Consider the following 14,499-nt stretch of genomic DNA (forward strand, 5'->3'; position numbering starts at 1 on the left):
CGGCGGGCGGCCGGCGGCGGGGTCTCAGTAGGACGAGATGCCGGCCGGTACCGACTCGGCCACGGCAGCGGACAGCCCGACCAGCATCCCGGCATCCGTGGCATGCTCCTTGTCGACCAGTACCTCCGTGTACGCCAGCCGCGCCCCGGTGGTGAACCGGAACCCGCCGTCGGCCGTCTTCTCCAGCAGCCAGCCGACGCCGTTGACCTCGACGCCCTCCTGTTTCGGATCAGCCATCTTGGGGGGCTTGGGGATACCGCACCGCAGTACGATCGCCGAGCCGCCCCACGAGGCGGTCAGATCCGAGGGCGGTTCGGTGGTGGTCCGCGCCAGCCCGGCCACCGTCCCGGGGAGCTTCTCGTGCAGCGTCGCACAGAGCCCCGCGACGTCGGCGGGCGGAGCGGGCGGCGGATCCACCCTGACCCCGGAATCCCCCGGGGCGCAGCCCGCGAGGGCCAGGACGGCCGAAGCGGCGGGCAGGGCCAGCAGACGGAGCGGCCGGCGGTGCAGTGACATCACCGGCCCAGAGTAGACGGGGGCTACAGATGGACCACCGGGCAGGTCAAGGTGCGGGTGATGCCCTCCACCTGCTGGACCTTGGCGACCACCATGCGGCCGAGATCGTCCACGGTGTCGGCCTGGGCGCGCACGATCACGTCGTAGGGACCCGTCACGTCCTCGGCCTGGATCACCCCCGCGATCTCGCTGATGGACTCGGCGACGAACGACGCCTTGCCCACCTCGGTCTGGATAAGGATGTACGCCTGTACCACGGAACCTCCAGGGCGGCCACGAGGATCATTTCCCCTAACCTTCGGATGGGCCCGGGGACAGCGGGCGGGCCCGGGGACGAAGGGACGCCACGGTACCGCGTCGCCGCGTGCCGCGGGGAGACCCACGGGGGCGGTGCCGCGCACGGCGGGGCGCACGGAGAGCAGAAGTTGACGTATCTGTTGACGGTACCCAGAGCTGTGACGGCTCGCGACCGCAAGCGGACTTGCCAAGAAGGGGCACAGCGATGAAGGGCACTGTGGGCGAGCTGGGGGAGTTCGGGCTCATTCGGGAGCTCACCTCACGGCTCACCACCACCCCGGCGGTCCGGCTCGGACCGGGCGACGACGCCGCGGTCGTGTCGGCACCCGACCGGCGGGTCGTGGCGAGCACGGACATCCTGCTGGAAGGCAGGCACTTCAGGCGCGACTGGTCCACCGCCTACGACGTCGGCCGCAAGGCCGCCGCCCAGAACCTGGCCGACATCGCCGCCATGGGCGCCGTGCCGACCGCACTGCTGCTCGGCCTCGTCGTCCCGGCGGAACTGCCCGTCACCTGGCCCACCGAGCTGATGGACGGCATCCGCGACGAATGCCAGGTCGCGGGCGCGGCCGTGGTCGGCGGCGACGTCGTGCGCGGCGACACCATCACCGTCGCCATCACCGCCCTCGGCGACCTGCGCAACCACGAGCCCGTGCTGCGCTCCGGCGCCCGCCCCGGCGACGTCGTGGCCGTCACGGGCTGGCTCGGCTGGTCCGCGGCCGGGTTCGCCGTGCTCTCGCGCGGCTTCCGCTCCCCGCGGGCCTTCGTGGAGGCGCACCGGCGGCCCGAACCGCCGTACCACGCGGGCCCGGCGGCCGCCGGACTCGGCGCCACCTCCATGACCGACGTCAGCGACGGCCTGATCGCCGACCTCGGGCACATCGCCGAGGCCAGCAAGGTCCGCATCGACGTGCGCTCGGGGGCCGTGGACATCCCGACCCAGATGCACGACATCGGCCAGGCCGTCGGCGTGGACCCGCTCCAGTGGGTGCTCACCGGGGGAGAGGACCACGCCATCGTGGCGACCTTCCCGCCCGACGTGAAGCTGCCCGCCCGCTGGAAGGTCATCGGGGAGGTCCAGAACCGCTCCGCGCTGCCGCAGGTGACCGTGGACGGCGCCCCCTGGACCAGCACGGGCGGCTGGGACCACTTCGGAGCCGACCCGGCCGCCGAGGAGCCCGCACGGTGAGCGGCGCCCACCCGCCGCTCTGCCTGACCGTCGCCGGATCCGACTCCGGCGGCGGCGCCGGCATCCAGGCCGACCTCAAGGCCATGCTCGCCCTCGGCGTGCACGGCATGAGCGTGCTCACCGCCGTGACCGCGCAGAACTCCCTCGGTGTGCACGGGGCCTGGGAACTGCCCGCCGAGGCCGTCACGGCCCAGTACCGGGCCGTCGTGGACGACATCGGGGTCCGGGCGGTCAAGACCGGGATGCTGGCCTCGGCCGTCCTCGTCGAAACGGTGGCGGAGCTGCTCGCCGGCACGGACGCCCCGGCGGTCGTGGACCCGGTGGGCGTCTCCAAGCACGGGGACGCGCTGCTCGCGGCCTCGGCGCTGGACGCCGTACGCAAAGAGCTGCTGCCCCGGGCCACGGTCGCGACGCCGAACCTGGACGAGGTCGCCCAGCTCACCGGCATCGCCGTCGAGGACGAGGACGGCATGCGGCGGGCCGCCGACGCGATCCTCGGCTTCGGCCCCCGCTGGGCGCTGATCAAGGGCGGCCACCTCGCGGCGCACGGCGGCGAGGCCGTCGACCTGCTGACCGACGGCACCGAGGAACGGTGGCTGCGGGCGCCCCGCCACGACAACCGGCACACGCACGGCACGGGCTGCACCCTCGCCAGTGCCGTCGCGGCCGGACTGGCCAAGGGACTGCCGGTCCCGGAGGCCGTCACGGCGGCCAAGACGTACGTCACCGGCGCCATCGCGGCGGGCTTCGCCCTGGGCGCGGGCATCGGACCGGTCGACCACGCCTGGCAGTGGCGGACTACCGCCCGGTAAGGCCTCCGGGCATGACAAAAGGCCGGTTCACCAGAGGTGAACCGGCCTTTTTGGCAACCGGAAGGGGCTGCGCTACGACGACGGGAGGCGTCAGCGCGAGACCTTGCCGGCCTTGATGCACGAGGTGCAGGCGTTGAGGCGCTTCGGCGTCCCATTGACCACGGCACGGACGCGCTGGATGTTCGGGTTCCAGCGACGCGAGGTGCGGCGGTGCGAGTGGGAGATGTTGTTGCCGAAGCTCGGCCCCTTGGCGCAAACGTCGCAGTTGGCAGCCACAGGTCACTCCAAAGACTTCAGATGCAATTACAGTGAAATCCGGCGCACCGGAATCAGAGATCTGAAGTGGCTTGCCGGACGAATGACCCGACTCTCGACGGGCAACCTGAGCAGCATACAACGACTGCTTCGGTCCAAGAAAACTACCATGTCCGCCACCGGCCCCGCCCCGGGGTCCCGGGCCCGGGGCAGTCCTTCGTTACCCTGCGGTGAACCCTGGCCCGCACAAGGAGGAACGCCCGGTGGCGCACGAGCCCAGCCCGCACACCCTCGACGCCGAAGCGGTGCGCACCTGGAGCTCGCTGGCCCTGGCCGCACTGGGCCGGGCCCGCGAGGACATCGACGCGATCAACGTCTACCCCGTCGCGGACGCCGACACCGGAACCAACCTCTACCTGACCGCCGAATCGGCCGACCGCGCGCTCACCGAGGCCTTCGAGAACGCCTCCTCCGGCGTGACCGACGGCACAGCCGCGGCCGCCTCCCTGCCCGAAGCCGTACGGGCCTACGCGCACGGCGCCCTCATAGGCGCCCGGGGCAACTCCGGCACGATCCTTGCCCAGCTGCTGCGCGGAGTCGCGGACGTCCTGGGCGCCGAGCCCGCCGGCCGGGACCACGGACCGCTGCTGGCCCAGGCCCTGACCCGGGCGGCGGAAGAGGCGTACCAGGCCGTCGCGCACCCGGTGGAGGGCACCATGCTCACCGTCGCGGGCGCCGCCGCACGGGCCGGCCGGGCCGCGGAGGCCGCCGCCGGCACCGCCGCCGACGTCGCCCGGGCCGCCTACGACGGGGCCCGCGCGGCCCTCGCCGAGACCCCGGGGCAGCTCGCCGCGCTGGGCCGGGCCGGGGTGGTCGACGCCGGGGGCTGCGGCCTGGTCGCCGTACTCGGAGCCCTGTGGCAGGCGCTGTCCGGCGAGGCACCCGCCCCCGAGCCGGTGCGCGGCCGGGCCGTGCCCGTACCGCAGGCGCCGCAGCCCTGCGCCGAGGAGCAGGGCGGACCCGGGTACGAGGTGATCTACCTGCTGGAGGCCTCCGAGGAGGCCGTCGGCGAGCTGCGCGAACGCCTCGACGGACTCGGCGACTCCCTCGTGGTCGTCGGCGGCGACGGACTGTGGAACGTCCACGTGCACGTCGACGACCCCGGCGCCGCCGTGGAGGCGGGAGTGGTCGCCGGCCGCCCGTACCGGATCCGCATCACGCACTTCGGCGACGAACGCCGCCGCGCACGGGCCCCGCGCGCCCAGCGGGCCGTGGTCGCCGTCGTCCCGGGCGAGGGGCTGGCCGCCCTGTGCGGAGAGGCCGGCGCGACGACCGTGCTGGCCCGCCCCGGGGAGGCGCCCGCCGTCGCCGAACTCCTCGACGCCGTCACCCGGGCGCACGCCCGCGAGGTGGTCCTGCTGCCCGGCTCCGCCGAACTGCGCGCCGCCGCCGGCACGGCGGCCGAGCAGGCCCGCGCCGACGGGGTCCGGGTGGCCGTGATCCCCACCCGGTCCGCCGTCCAGGGCCTGGCCGCCCTCGCCGTGCACGACCCGGACGCCAGCTTCGACGAGGACGTCGTCGCCATGACGGCGGCCGCCGGGGCCACCCGGTACGCGGAACTGGCCGTCGCCGAGGCGCGGTCCTTCACCTCCGCCGGCATCTGCCAGGCCGGCGACGTGCTCGGACTGATCGACGGGGACGTCGCCGTCATCGGCGCGGGACTGCCCGAGACCGCGGAGGCCGTACTGGAGCGGATGCTCGGCTCCGGCGGCGAACTCGTCACCCTCGTCCTGGGACCCGAGGTGCCCGACACCCTGGCCGCGCACCTGGAGGCGTACGTCCAGCACGGGCACCTGGCCGTCGACACCGTCACCTACCGGGGCGGCCGCTACTCGGCGCCCCTGCTCATCGGGGTGGAATAGCGGGCTTGTCGGCGCCATGGTGTGCAATGGAACACGTGCCCGCGCTCGACGAAGACCTCAAGAAGACCCTCGGCCCCGCCACCGCCAAGGTGCTGGCCGAGCAGCTCGGCCTGCACACGGCCCTGGACCTGCTCCACCACTACCCCCGGCGGTACGCGGAGCGCGGCGAGCTGACCTCGCTGGCCGAACTCGCCGACCAGATCGACGAACACGTCACCGTCGTCGCCCAGGTCGCCGACGCCCGGCTGCTGACCTACCAGGGCAGCCGCGGCGGCGGGAAGCGCCTGGAGGTCACCATCACCGACGGCAGCGGCCGGCTCCAGCTGGTCTTCTTCGGCGCGGGCGTCCACAAGCCGCACAAGGACCTGCTGCCGGGAAGCCGCGCCATGTTCGCGGGCAAGGTCTCGAAGTTCAACCACAAGCTCCAGCTGGCCCACCCCGCGTACGAACCCCTCGGCGCGGACGCCTCCGACCGGGACGCCGCCACCGCGTTCGCCAACCAGCTCATCCCGATCTACCCGGCCTGCGCCAAGATGGAGTCCTGGAAGATCACCAAATGCGTGGACGCGGTCCTGGCCGGCGTCAGCGAGGTCGTGGACCCGCTCCCGCCAGCCCTGCGCGAGGGCCGCGGACTGATCCCGCTCACCGAAGCCCTCCTGAAGATCCACCGGCCCACCACCAAGACCGACATCGAGGACGCCCGCCAACGCCTCAAGTGGGACGAGGCCTTCGTCCTCCAGGTCGCCCTGGCCCGCCGCCGGCACGCCGACTCCCAGCTCCCGGCCGTCCCCCGCCGCCCCAGCCCCGGCGGCCTCCTCGACTCCTTCGACGCCACACTGCCCTTCACCCTCACCGAAGGCCAGCGCAACGTCTCGAAGGAGATCTTCGACGACCTCGCCACCAGCCACCCCATGCACCGCCTCCTCCAGGGCGAAGTCGGCAGCGGGAAGACGATGGTGGCCCTGCGGGCCATGCTCGCCGTCGTCGACTCCGGGGGCCAGGCCGCGATGCTCGCGCCCACCGAGGTCCTCGCCCAGCAGCACCACCGGTCGATCACCGAGATGATGGGCGAACTCGCCGAAGGGGGCATGCTCGGCGGCTCCGACCAGGGCACCAAGGTGGTGCTGCTCACCGGGTCCATGGGGATGCCCGCCCGCCGCCAGGCCCTGCTCGACCTGGTCACCGGCGAGGCCGGGATCGTGATCGGCACGCACGCCCTGATCGAGGACAAGGTCCAGTTCCAGGACCTCGGACTGGTCGTGGTCGACGAACAGCACCGCTTCGGCGTGGAACAGCGCGACGCCCTCCGGTCGAAGGGCAAGCAGCCCCCGCACCTGCTCGTCATGACCGCCACCCCCATCCCGCGCACGGTGGCGATGACCGTCTTCGGCGACCTGGAGACCTCCGTCCTGGACCAGCTGCCCGCCGGCCGCTCCCCGATCGCCACGCACGTCGTGCCCGCCAAGGACAAGCCGCACTTCCTCGCCCGCGCCTGGGAGCGCGTGCGCGAGGAGGTGGAGAACGGCCACCAGGCGTATGTCGTCTGCCCCCGGATCGGCGACGGCGAGGACGAGCCCAAGAAGAAGAAGGCCGCGGAGGAGGACGGCGACCGCAGGCCCCCGCTCGCGGTCCTGGAGATCGCCGAGCAGCTCGTGAAGGGGCCCCTGGCCGGGCTGTCCGTCGAGGTGCTGCACGGGCGGATGGACCCCGCCGACAAGGACGACGTGATGCGCCGCTTCGCCGCCGGCGAGGTCAAGGTGCTGGTGGCCACCACCGTCATCGAGGTCGGCGTGAACGTCCCCAACTCCACCGCCATGGTGATCATGGACGCGGACCGGTTCGGCGTCTCCCAGCTCCACCAGCTGCGCGGCCGCGTCGGCCGCGGCTCCGCCCCGGGCCTGTGCCTGCTGGTCAGCGAGATGCACGAGGCCAGCCCGGCCAGGGCCCGGCTCGCCGCGGTCGCCGCCACCCTCGACGGGTTCGAGCTCTCCCGCATCGACCTGGAACAGCGCCGCGAGGGAGACGTGCTCGGCCAGGCCCAGTCCGGGGTGCGGTCCTCGCTGCGCATGCTCGCGGTCATCGAGGACGAGGAGGTCATCGCCCAGGCCCGGGAGGAGGCCACCCGGATCGTCGCCGCCGACCCGGACCTTGAAGCGCTGCCGGGGCTGCGGACCGCGCTCGACGCGCTGCTCGACACCGAGCGGGAGCAGTACCTGGAGAAGGGCTGAGCGGTGGCGTCCGGGCGGTACGACCTATCGTGGGGTCGAGACCGAAACCGCCCGTACCCGCCCACCCCAGCGAAGGACCCCCAGATGACCCGCGTGATCGCCGGCACCGCCGGCGGGCGGCGGCTGGCCGTGCCGCCCGGCACCGGCACCCGCCCGACCTCCGACCGGATGCGCGAGGGGCTCTTCTCCACCTGGGAGTCGCTGCACGGCCTGGAGGGCGCCCGGGTGCTCGACCTCTACGGCGGCTCCGGCGCCGTCGGCCTGGAGGCCCTCTCCCGGGGCGCGGCCCACGCCCTGCTGGTCGAGGCCGACGCCAAGGCCTCCAAGGCGATCCGGGACAACATCCAGACGCTGGGCCTGCCCGGCGCCGAGTTCCGGCCGGGCAAGGCGGAGCAGATCGTCGCGGCCGCCGCGCAGGCGGACCCGTACGACATCGTCTTCCTGGACCCCCCGTACGCCGTCGAGCACGGCGATCTTGGCGAGATCCTCCTCACACTCCGGTCCAATGGCTGGCTCACGGACGACGCGCTCGTCACCGTGGAGCGCAGCACGAGGAGCGGTGCGTTCCCGTGGCCCGAAGGATTCGAGGCGCTCCGGTCGCGCAAGTACGGCGAGGGCACCCTTTGGTACGGTCGCGCCGCCTTCACCAGCGAAGGTTCATGATGCCCGCACGGGAGAGCGAGGGAGTTCAGTTGCGCCGCGCCGTCTGTCCGGGGTCGTTCGACCCCATCACCAACGGGCACCTCGACATCATCGGCCGGGCCTCCAGGCTCTACGACGTCGTCCACGTCGCCGTGATGATCAACCAGTCCAAGCAGGGACTCTTCACGGTCGAGGAGCGGATCGAGCTGATCCGCGAGGCGACCGCCGACTACGGGAACGTCGAGGTCGAGTCCTTCCACGGACTGCTCGTCGACTTCTGCAAGCAGCGGGACATCCCGGCCATCGTCAAGGGCCTGCGTGCCGTCAGCGACTTCGACTACGAGCTGCAGATGGCCCAGATGAACATGGGCCTGTCGGGGGTCGAAACACTGTTCGTGCCGACCAACCCGACCTACAGCTTCCTGTCGTCCTCCCTGGTCAAGGAGGTCGCGGCCTGGGGCGGCGACGTCGCCCACCTGCTGCCCGCGCACGTGCACACGGCGCTGATCGAGCGGCTGGGCGCCAGGTGACCCGGCGGGGCCCGGGCTGAGCTTCGCCCGGACCGCCCCGCCGGTCCGCCCGGTGGCCCTACAGTCGTCTCCTCAGCCGTCCCGTCCGTCCCGGCACCGGCCCGGGGCAGAGAGTGCGAGCCCCATGGACGTACAGAAGAAGCTGGACGAGATCGTCGCGGCCGTCGGCGGCGCCCGGTCCATGCCCATGTCGGCCTCCTGCGTGCTCAACCGCGCGGAGCTCCTCGCCCAGCTCGACGAGGTGCGCAAGGCCCTGCCCGGCTCGCTCGCGCAGGCCCGCGAACTCATCGGGGGGCGGGAGCAGATGGTCGAGGAGGCCCGCCGGGAAGCGGACCGGATCATCGAGTCCGCGCACGCGCAGCGCGGTTCGCTGATCTCCGACACCGAGATCGCCCGCCGCTCGCAGGCCGAGGCGGACCGGATCCTGGCGGACGCCCGCCGCGAGGCCGAGGAGATCCGGGCCGAGGCGGACGACTACGTCGACAGCAAGCTCGCCAACTTCGAGGTCGTGCTCAGCAAGACCATCGGCGCGGTCGACCGGGGCCGCGAGAAGCTCCTGGGCCGCGGCCCGGGCCCGGACGGGCAGGGCCACGGCCTCCCGGACGACACGGACGCCCCGGAACGCAGCCACGACCCGCAGACGCAGCGGCAGCAGGCGGACGCGTACGTCGACACGAAGCTGGCGACCTTCGAGGCGGTGCTCGCCAAGACCCTGGAGGCCGTCGGCCGGGGCCGGCAGAAGCTGCTGGGCCGGGTTCCGACGGACGACCTCGGCGCCCACATGGCCGCCCAGGACGCGGCGGGCGCCCAGGCGGGACGGGCGTCCAGCGACGCGGACTTCCTGGCGGGCCTGGCCGAGCCGGGTCCGGTGCACGTCCCGATCCCCGCGCAGGTCCAGGCCCAGCCGGAGCCGGTGTACGAGGCCTGGTACGCGCAGCCCGCGGCCGCGCAGCAGGACGCGTACGGATACCAGGACCCCTACGCGGGGCAGGCGTACGGGATGCAGCAGCAGGCCCCGTACGCCGATCCGTACGGCGGCGGCGGGCAGCCCGATCCGTACGCGGCCTACCAGCAGCAGCCGCACCAGCAGTTCCAGCAGCCGGCGCTCGACGAGACCAGCTTCTTCGACACGAGCATGATCAACCTGGACCAGCTGCGCCAGTACGAACAGGGGCGGTAGGACCGGATTGGGCGCAGGGCGCGACGCCGGGTATCCTGGCTCTTCGGTCGCGCGTATGCACCGCGATCCGTGCTGCCCTTACGTGCGGCATTTCATGCAGCATTCTTTGATCTTCAGCGATCTGTGAAAGCAGGAACGGCCCTGAATACCCGCCTCGACCACCGCAACCCCCTCGTGTTCGACACGCACGAGCTGGGTCGGCGTCCTGGTGCCATGCAGCGGCTGTCCCGCGAGATCGCGACCCCGGCGGACTTCGGTCTCGCCGGTGTCATCGGAGTGCCGGAGGGCGCCCCGCTGAAGCTCAGCCTCCGCCTGGAGTCGGTCATGGAAGGGGTGCTTGTCACAGGCACCGCCCGTGCATCGGCCGTGGGGGAGTGCGTAAGGTGTCTGGAGACCGTCGAGCGCGAGCTCAAGGCGGACTTCCAGGAGATGTTCTCGTACCCTGACGCCGACGACCGGAACCGCTCCAAGGCGGAGCCGGCCGACGACGCCGAGGACGACGAGGACACGCTCTTCCTCGAGGACGGCTTGTTCGACCTCGAACCCGTGCTGCGCGATGTGGTGGTGCTCGCACTGCCCATGCAGCCGGTGTGCCGGGAGGACTGTCTCGGACTGTGCCCCGATTGCGGGCTCAGCCTGAACGACGACCCGGACCACCACCATGACGCCGTCGACATCCGTTGGGCGGCATTGCAGGGACTCGTCGTGACCGATCAGGACGACGAGAAGGACAACATGAGCGGCACTGCCTCTGACGGAGTTCAGGGCGCCGCCGAGAAGCAGGAGAAGTAGCCGTGGCTGTTCCGAAGCGGAAGATGTCGCGCAGCAACACGCGCCACCGCCGGTCGCAGTGGAAGGCTGCGGTCCCCACCCTGGTTTCGTGTGAGCGTTGCCAGGAGCCGAAGCTCCAGCACATCGCGTGCCCGAGCTGCGGCACCTACAACAAGCGCCAGGTCCTCGAGGTCTGAGCGGCTGGTGAGAGGCGCAATGTCTGAGCTGTCCAACGCTGAGAAGCAGGCAGACAGTAACAACGCGGCCTCGTCCCACACGCTTCTGGAAGGGCGGCTCGGGTATCAACTCGAGTCCGCCCTTCTGGTGCGTGCGCTCACCCACCGTTCGTACGCGTACGAGAACGGCGGTCTGCCCACCAACGAACGCCTGGAGTTCCTCGGGGACTCCGTGCTGGGCCTGGTGGTCACGGACACGCTGTACACCACCCACCCCGACCTGCCTGAAGGCCAGCTGGCCAAATTGCGGGCCGCGGTGGTCAACTCGCGTGCGCTGGCGGAGGTGGGGCGCGGCCTCGAACTCGGCTCCTTCATCCGGCTCGGCCGGGGCGAAGAGGGCACGGGCGGCCGGGACAAGGCCTCCATCCTCGCCGACACCCTTGAAGCGGTGATCGGCGCGGTCTACCTCGATCAGGGCCTCGACGCGGCCTCGGAGCTGGTCCACCGGCTCTTCGACCCGCTCATCGAGAAGTCCTCCAACCTCGGGGCCGGCCTGGACTGGAAGACCAGTCTCCAGGAGCTCACGGCGGCTGAAGGCCTCGGCGTACCGGAATATCTGGTGACCGAGACCGGACCGGACCACGAGAAGACCTTTACCGCTGCCGCTCGCGTCGGTGGTGTCTCGTACGGCACCGGCACCGGCCGCAGCAAGAAGGAAGCGGAACAGCAGGCAGCGGAGTCCGCCTGGCGCGGGATCCGTGCCGCGGCGGACGAGCGGATCGCGGCGGCCGCCGCGGCTTCCGTGGCCGCTCCGGCCGAGGACGACGGGGCGCCGACGCCCGCCGAACCGACGCCGGGCGCCTGACCGACCGATCCCTTCGGGTTTTTCCCCGCCCGCCCCCTGCCCCGGCAGGGGGCGGGCGGACCCGTTTCCGGGCCCTTTCCGCGCGGGACGGACGGGCCGGTAGGCTCGCCGGAGCCCCCACAGTCCGTGGACCCTCCGGAGGAGACGCCGTGCCCGAGCTGCCCGAAGTCGAAGTCGTGCGGCGGGGTCTGGAGCGATGGGTGGCCGGCCGGACCGTCGCGTCCGTGGAGGTGCTCCACCCGCGCGCGGTACGCCGCCACCTGGCGGGCGGCCCCGATTTCGCGGCGCGCCTGGCCGGGCGGACGATCGGGGTGCCGCGCCGGCGCGGCAAGTACCTGTGGCTGCCGCTGGAGGGCGGGGAGCTCTCGGTGCTCGGCCACCTCGGGATGAGCGGGCAGCTGCTGGTGCAGCCGGCGGACGCCCCCGACGAGAAGCACCTGCGGATCCGGGTGCGCTTCGCCGACGACGCGGGGACCGAGCTGCGCTTCGTCGACCAGCGGACCTTCGGCGGGCTCTCGCTGCACGAGAGCGTCCCGGGCAGCGCCGACGGGCTGCCCGACGTCATCGCGCACATCGCCCGGGACCCGCTGGACCCGCTCTTCGAAGAGGGCGCCTACCACCTCGCGCTGCGCGCCAAGCGCACCACGGTGAAGCGGGCCCTGCTGGACCAGTCGCTGATCAGCGGGGTCGGCAACATCTACGCCGACGAGGCCCTCTGGCGCGCGAAGCTGCACTACGAGCGCCCCACCGGCACCCTGACGCGCCCCCGGAGCACGGAACTCCTCACCCACGTACGGGAGGTCATGAACTCCGCGCTCGCGGTGGGCGGGACCAGCTTCGACAGCCTGTACGTCAACGTGAACGGCGAGTCCGGCTACTTCGACCGCTCGCTCGACGCGTACGGCCGGGAGGGTGAACCCTGCCGGCGCTGCGGGACGCCGATGCGGCGCCGGGCCTGGATGAACCGGTCCAGCTACTTCTGCCCGCGCTGTCAGCGGCCGCCGCGCGTGGCGTCGTAGGCCTGCCGGGAGACCAGCACCTCGTCCATGCTGTGCTCCAGGAAGTGGATCAGGGACAGCAGTCGGTCGGCGACCTCGCGGCCGAGCGGCGTGAGCTCGTAGTCGACGCGGGGCGGGTTGGTCGGCTGGGCCTCGCGGTTGACGATGCCGTCGCGCTCCAGCGCGTGCAGCGTCTGGGAGAGCATCTTCTCGCTCACGCCCTCGACCCGGCGGCGCAGCTCGTTGAAGCGGCAGGGGCCTTCGCGCAGGGCGCCGACGGTCAGGCTGCCCCAGCGGCCGGTGACGTGTTCCAGGGTCTCCCGGGACGGGCAGGCGCGCGCGAAGACGTCGAACGGCAGGTTCGCCGCGCCGTCGGCTTCGGTACAGACAGGGGTCTCCATAGGGGCAAGCCTACCCCCAGGTAGCGCTAACTGTCTGCTTGCGCTTTCTAAAAGTTAGTGGTTCTCTTGCTCTCGTCGCACCGCGGCACACCCCGCACCGCTCCCGAGGAGATTCGTCATGTCCGCAGTCACCACCGCCCCCGTCGTCTCGATCGCCTACCACTCCGGGTACGGGCACACCGCGGTCGTCGCCGAAGCCGTGCGGGCGGGCGCCGTCGCGGCCGGCGCGACCGTCCACCTGATCAAGGTCGACGAGATCACCGACGCCGAATGGGAGCTGCTCGACGGCTCCGACGCCATCGTCTTCGGCTCCCCGACCTACATGGGCACCGCCTCCGGCGCGTTCCACGTCTTCGCCGAGGCCACCTCGAAGCGCTGGTTCGGCGACGTGTGGCAGGACAAGGTCGCCGCCGGCTTCACCAACTCCGGCTCCAAGAGCGGCGACAAGCTGCACACCCTGCAGTTCTTCCAGACGCTGGCCGCGCAGCACGGCATGAGCTGGGTCAACCTGGGCCTGAAGCCCGGCTGGAACTCCACCGCGGGCTCCGAGTTCGACCTGAACCGCCTCGGCTTCTTCTCCGGCGCCGCCGCCCAGACCAACTCCGACGAGGGCCCGGAGGGCGTGCACAAGGCCGACATCGCGACCGCCGAGCACCTCGGCGGCCGGGTCGCCGACCACGCCCGCGTGCTCGTGGCGGGCCGGGCGGCCCTGGCGGCCTCCGCCGTCTGACCGTCCCGGAAGCCGGCCCCGGGGCCTGCTGGGCCGTGTCCCTAGAAGCCGAAGTCCTGGGTCCACCAGGGGCCGCCGGACGCGACGTACACGCCGACGCCCAGGGTGCGGAATTCGCAGTTGAGTATGTTCGCCTTGTGGCCCGGGCTGTTCATCCAGGCCTTCATCACGGCGTCGGCGTCGCCCTGGCCGCGCGCGATGTTCTCGCCGCCCATGCCCGAGATACCGGCCTTGTCGGCCCGCATCCACGGGGTGTTGCCGTCCGGGTCGGTGTGGTCGAAGAAGCCCCGGACCGCCATGTCCTTGCTGAAGGCACCGGCCAGTGCGGCCAGCGGCGGGTTCGCCCGGACCGGACCGCAGCCCGCCATCGCCCGCTCCTGGTTGACCAGGGTGAGGACGGCCGCCTCCTCGGCGTTGTGACCGTCGTCGGGGGCCGGGGCGGTGGGCTTCGGCGCCGGGGGCTTGGGCGCCGGCGGCTTCGGGGCGGGCGGGGCGGGCGGAGCGGCGCTCTTCTCCGGCTCCGGCTCCTTCGTGGAGGGAGACGGGGAAGGGGCCGCCGTCGACGGGGAGGCCGAGGGCGAGGCCGGAGCCGACGCCGAGGCGGAGGGGGAAGGAGAGGCCGAAGCGCTGGGGGAGGCCGGCGGGCTGTTCACGGCGCCCCCGCCCCCGGGGGCCGACGAGGCCCGGCCGGAGAGGTTGGCGAGACCGCCCTGCTGCTCCAGCGCCCGGTCGGCGCTCTTGGAGGGCTTCGCCTTCGCCTCGTCCCCGGCCGCGCCGGGGCCCACGTAGGGGAAGGAGCCGCCGACCGGCACGAAGCCCGTCGTGACGGCCGCCGTGCCGAGGGCCACCGCCACGGAGACGCCGAGCAGGCCGGTGCGCACGGCGGTGCGGCGCGTGACGCCGCGGCGGGGCGGCGCGGCGTGGAGTCGGTGGCGTCCCATCGGCGGCTCGCCCTTCCTTGCAAGATCAACCGTTACTCACCCGAAC

General features: G+C 72.5%; 17 protein-coding genes. 12 read left to right on the forward strand and 5 right to left on the reverse strand.

Features of this window, described 5'->3' with window-relative positions:
- Window positions 1-24 precede the first annotated feature (24 nt).
- Together AC07B0_RS19970 and AC07B0_RS19975 are read right to left on the reverse strand one after the other, a co-directional pair.
- The gene (locus tag AC07B0_RS19970) at window positions 25-516 is read right to left on the reverse strand and encodes a DUF3515 family protein (RefSeq protein ID WP_469381157.1); all 492 of its coding nucleotides are present in this window, start codon (window positions 514-516) and stop codon (window positions 25-27) included.
- A gap of 23 nt (window positions 517-539) precedes the next feature.
- Window positions 540-773, reverse strand: coding sequence for an Lrp/AsnC ligand binding domain-containing protein (locus AC07B0_RS19975; protein ID WP_356877905.1), 234 nt, complete (start codon window positions 771-773; stop codon window positions 540-542).
- A 245-nt stretch (window positions 774-1,018) separates the two neighbouring features.
- Between AC07B0_RS19975 and AC07B0_RS19980 the strand changes: the two genes are divergently transcribed.
- Window positions 1,019-2,002 carry a thiamine-phosphate kinase gene (locus AC07B0_RS19980; RefSeq protein ID WP_356877904.1) on the forward strand — a complete coding sequence of 328 codons (984 nt, stop codon included), beginning with the start codon at window positions 1,019-1,021 and terminating at the stop codon, window positions 2,000-2,002.
- The gene (gene thiD, locus AC07B0_RS19985; RefSeq protein WP_356877903.1) at window positions 1,999-2,814 is read left to right on the forward strand and encodes a bifunctional hydroxymethylpyrimidine kinase/phosphomethylpyrimidine kinase; all 816 of its coding nucleotides are present in this window, start codon (window positions 1,999-2,001) and stop codon (window positions 2,812-2,814) included. The genes AC07B0_RS19980 and thiD overlap by 4 nt, the downstream gene beginning before the upstream one ends.
- A gap of 90 nt (window positions 2,815-2,904) precedes the next feature.
- Here thiD and rpmB read toward each other — a convergent pair whose 3' ends face one another.
- On the reverse strand, window positions 2,905-3,090 hold the full coding sequence (gene rpmB, locus AC07B0_RS19990; protein ID WP_007266795.1) for a 50S ribosomal protein L28: 186 nt from the start codon (window positions 3,088-3,090) through the stop codon (window positions 2,905-2,907).
- Between the two features lie 242 nt (window positions 3,091-3,332).
- On the opposite strand from rpmB, the gene AC07B0_RS19995 reads away from it, so the two are divergent.
- The 9 genes from AC07B0_RS19995 to mutM all read left to right on the forward strand — a co-directional run bounded on the left by AC07B0_RS19995 (window position 3,333) and on the right by mutM (window position 12,402).
- On the forward strand, window positions 3,333-4,991 hold the full coding sequence (locus AC07B0_RS19995) for a DAK2 domain-containing protein (protein ID WP_356877902.1): 1,659 nt from the start codon (window positions 3,333-3,335) through the stop codon (window positions 4,989-4,991).
- A gap of 26 nt (window positions 4,992-5,017) precedes the next feature.
- Window positions 5,018-7,219 carry an ATP-dependent DNA helicase RecG gene (recG, locus tag AC07B0_RS20000; protein WP_478898655.1) on the forward strand — a complete coding sequence of 734 codons (2,202 nt, stop codon included), beginning with the start codon at window positions 5,018-5,020 and terminating at the stop codon, window positions 7,217-7,219.
- A gap of 84 nt (window positions 7,220-7,303) precedes the next feature.
- Window positions 7,304-7,882 carry a 16S rRNA (guanine(966)-N(2))-methyltransferase RsmD gene (gene rsmD, locus AC07B0_RS20005; protein ID WP_356877900.1) on the forward strand — a complete coding sequence of 193 codons (579 nt, stop codon included), beginning with the start codon at window positions 7,304-7,306 and terminating at the stop codon, window positions 7,880-7,882.
- Window positions 7,883-7,911: 29 nt separating this feature from the next.
- Entirely contained in the window at window positions 7,912-8,391 is a 480-nt protein-coding gene (coaD, locus tag AC07B0_RS20010; protein WP_356877899.1) for a pantetheine-phosphate adenylyltransferase, read from the forward strand.
- A 124-nt stretch (window positions 8,392-8,515) separates the two neighbouring features.
- Window positions 8,516-9,571, forward strand: coding sequence for an ATP synthase F0 subunit B (locus tag AC07B0_RS20015; RefSeq protein ID WP_478898656.1), 1,056 nt, complete (start codon window positions 8,516-8,518; stop codon window positions 9,569-9,571).
- 123 nt (window positions 9,572-9,694) lie between these two features.
- Window positions 9,695-10,363, forward strand: coding sequence for a YceD family protein (locus tag AC07B0_RS20020; RefSeq protein WP_469381062.1), 669 nt, complete (start codon window positions 9,695-9,697; stop codon window positions 10,361-10,363).
- A 2-nt stretch (window positions 10,364-10,365) separates the two neighbouring features.
- Window positions 10,366-10,539 (forward strand): 50S ribosomal protein L32, encoded by a 174-nt coding sequence (gene rpmF / locus AC07B0_RS20025; protein ID WP_003965982.1) that lies wholly within the window; start codon window positions 10,366-10,368, stop codon window positions 10,537-10,539.
- Between the two features lie 19 nt (window positions 10,540-10,558).
- Window positions 10,559-11,383, forward strand: a complete 825-nt coding sequence (gene rnc / locus AC07B0_RS20030) for a ribonuclease III (protein WP_356877897.1) — start codon at window positions 10,559-10,561, stop codon at window positions 11,381-11,383.
- 149 nt (window positions 11,384-11,532) lie between these two features.
- On the forward strand, window positions 11,533-12,402 hold the full coding sequence (mutM, locus tag AC07B0_RS20035) for a bifunctional DNA-formamidopyrimidine glycosylase/DNA-(apurinic or apyrimidinic site) lyase (protein WP_356877896.1): 870 nt from the start codon (window positions 11,533-11,535) through the stop codon (window positions 12,400-12,402).
- Here the strand turns inward: mutM and AC07B0_RS20040 are convergent.
- Window positions 12,375-12,782 carry a winged helix-turn-helix transcriptional regulator gene (locus tag AC07B0_RS20040; RefSeq protein ID WP_356877895.1) on the reverse strand — a complete coding sequence of 136 codons (408 nt, stop codon included), beginning with the start codon at window positions 12,780-12,782 and terminating at the stop codon, window positions 12,375-12,377. The two genes, mutM and AC07B0_RS20040, sit on opposite strands and share 28 nt — an antisense overlap.
- A 118-nt stretch (window positions 12,783-12,900) precedes the next feature.
- Here AC07B0_RS20040 and AC07B0_RS20045 point away from each other — a divergent pair, with 118 nt between their 5' ends.
- Complete coding sequence (locus AC07B0_RS20045; protein ID WP_356877894.1) at window positions 12,901-13,512, forward strand: flavodoxin family protein; 612 nt, start codon at window positions 12,901-12,903, stop codon at window positions 13,510-13,512.
- Window positions 13,513-13,553: 41 nt separating this feature from the next.
- On the opposite strand, the gene AC07B0_RS20050 is transcribed toward AC07B0_RS20045, so the two are convergent.
- Window positions 13,554-14,453, reverse strand: coding sequence for a CAP domain-containing protein (locus tag AC07B0_RS20050; protein ID WP_469381064.1), 900 nt, complete (start codon window positions 14,451-14,453; stop codon window positions 13,554-13,556).
- Window positions 14,454-14,499 lie beyond the last annotated feature (46 nt).

The organism is Streptomyces sp. NPDC044704 (assembly GCF_056433525.1).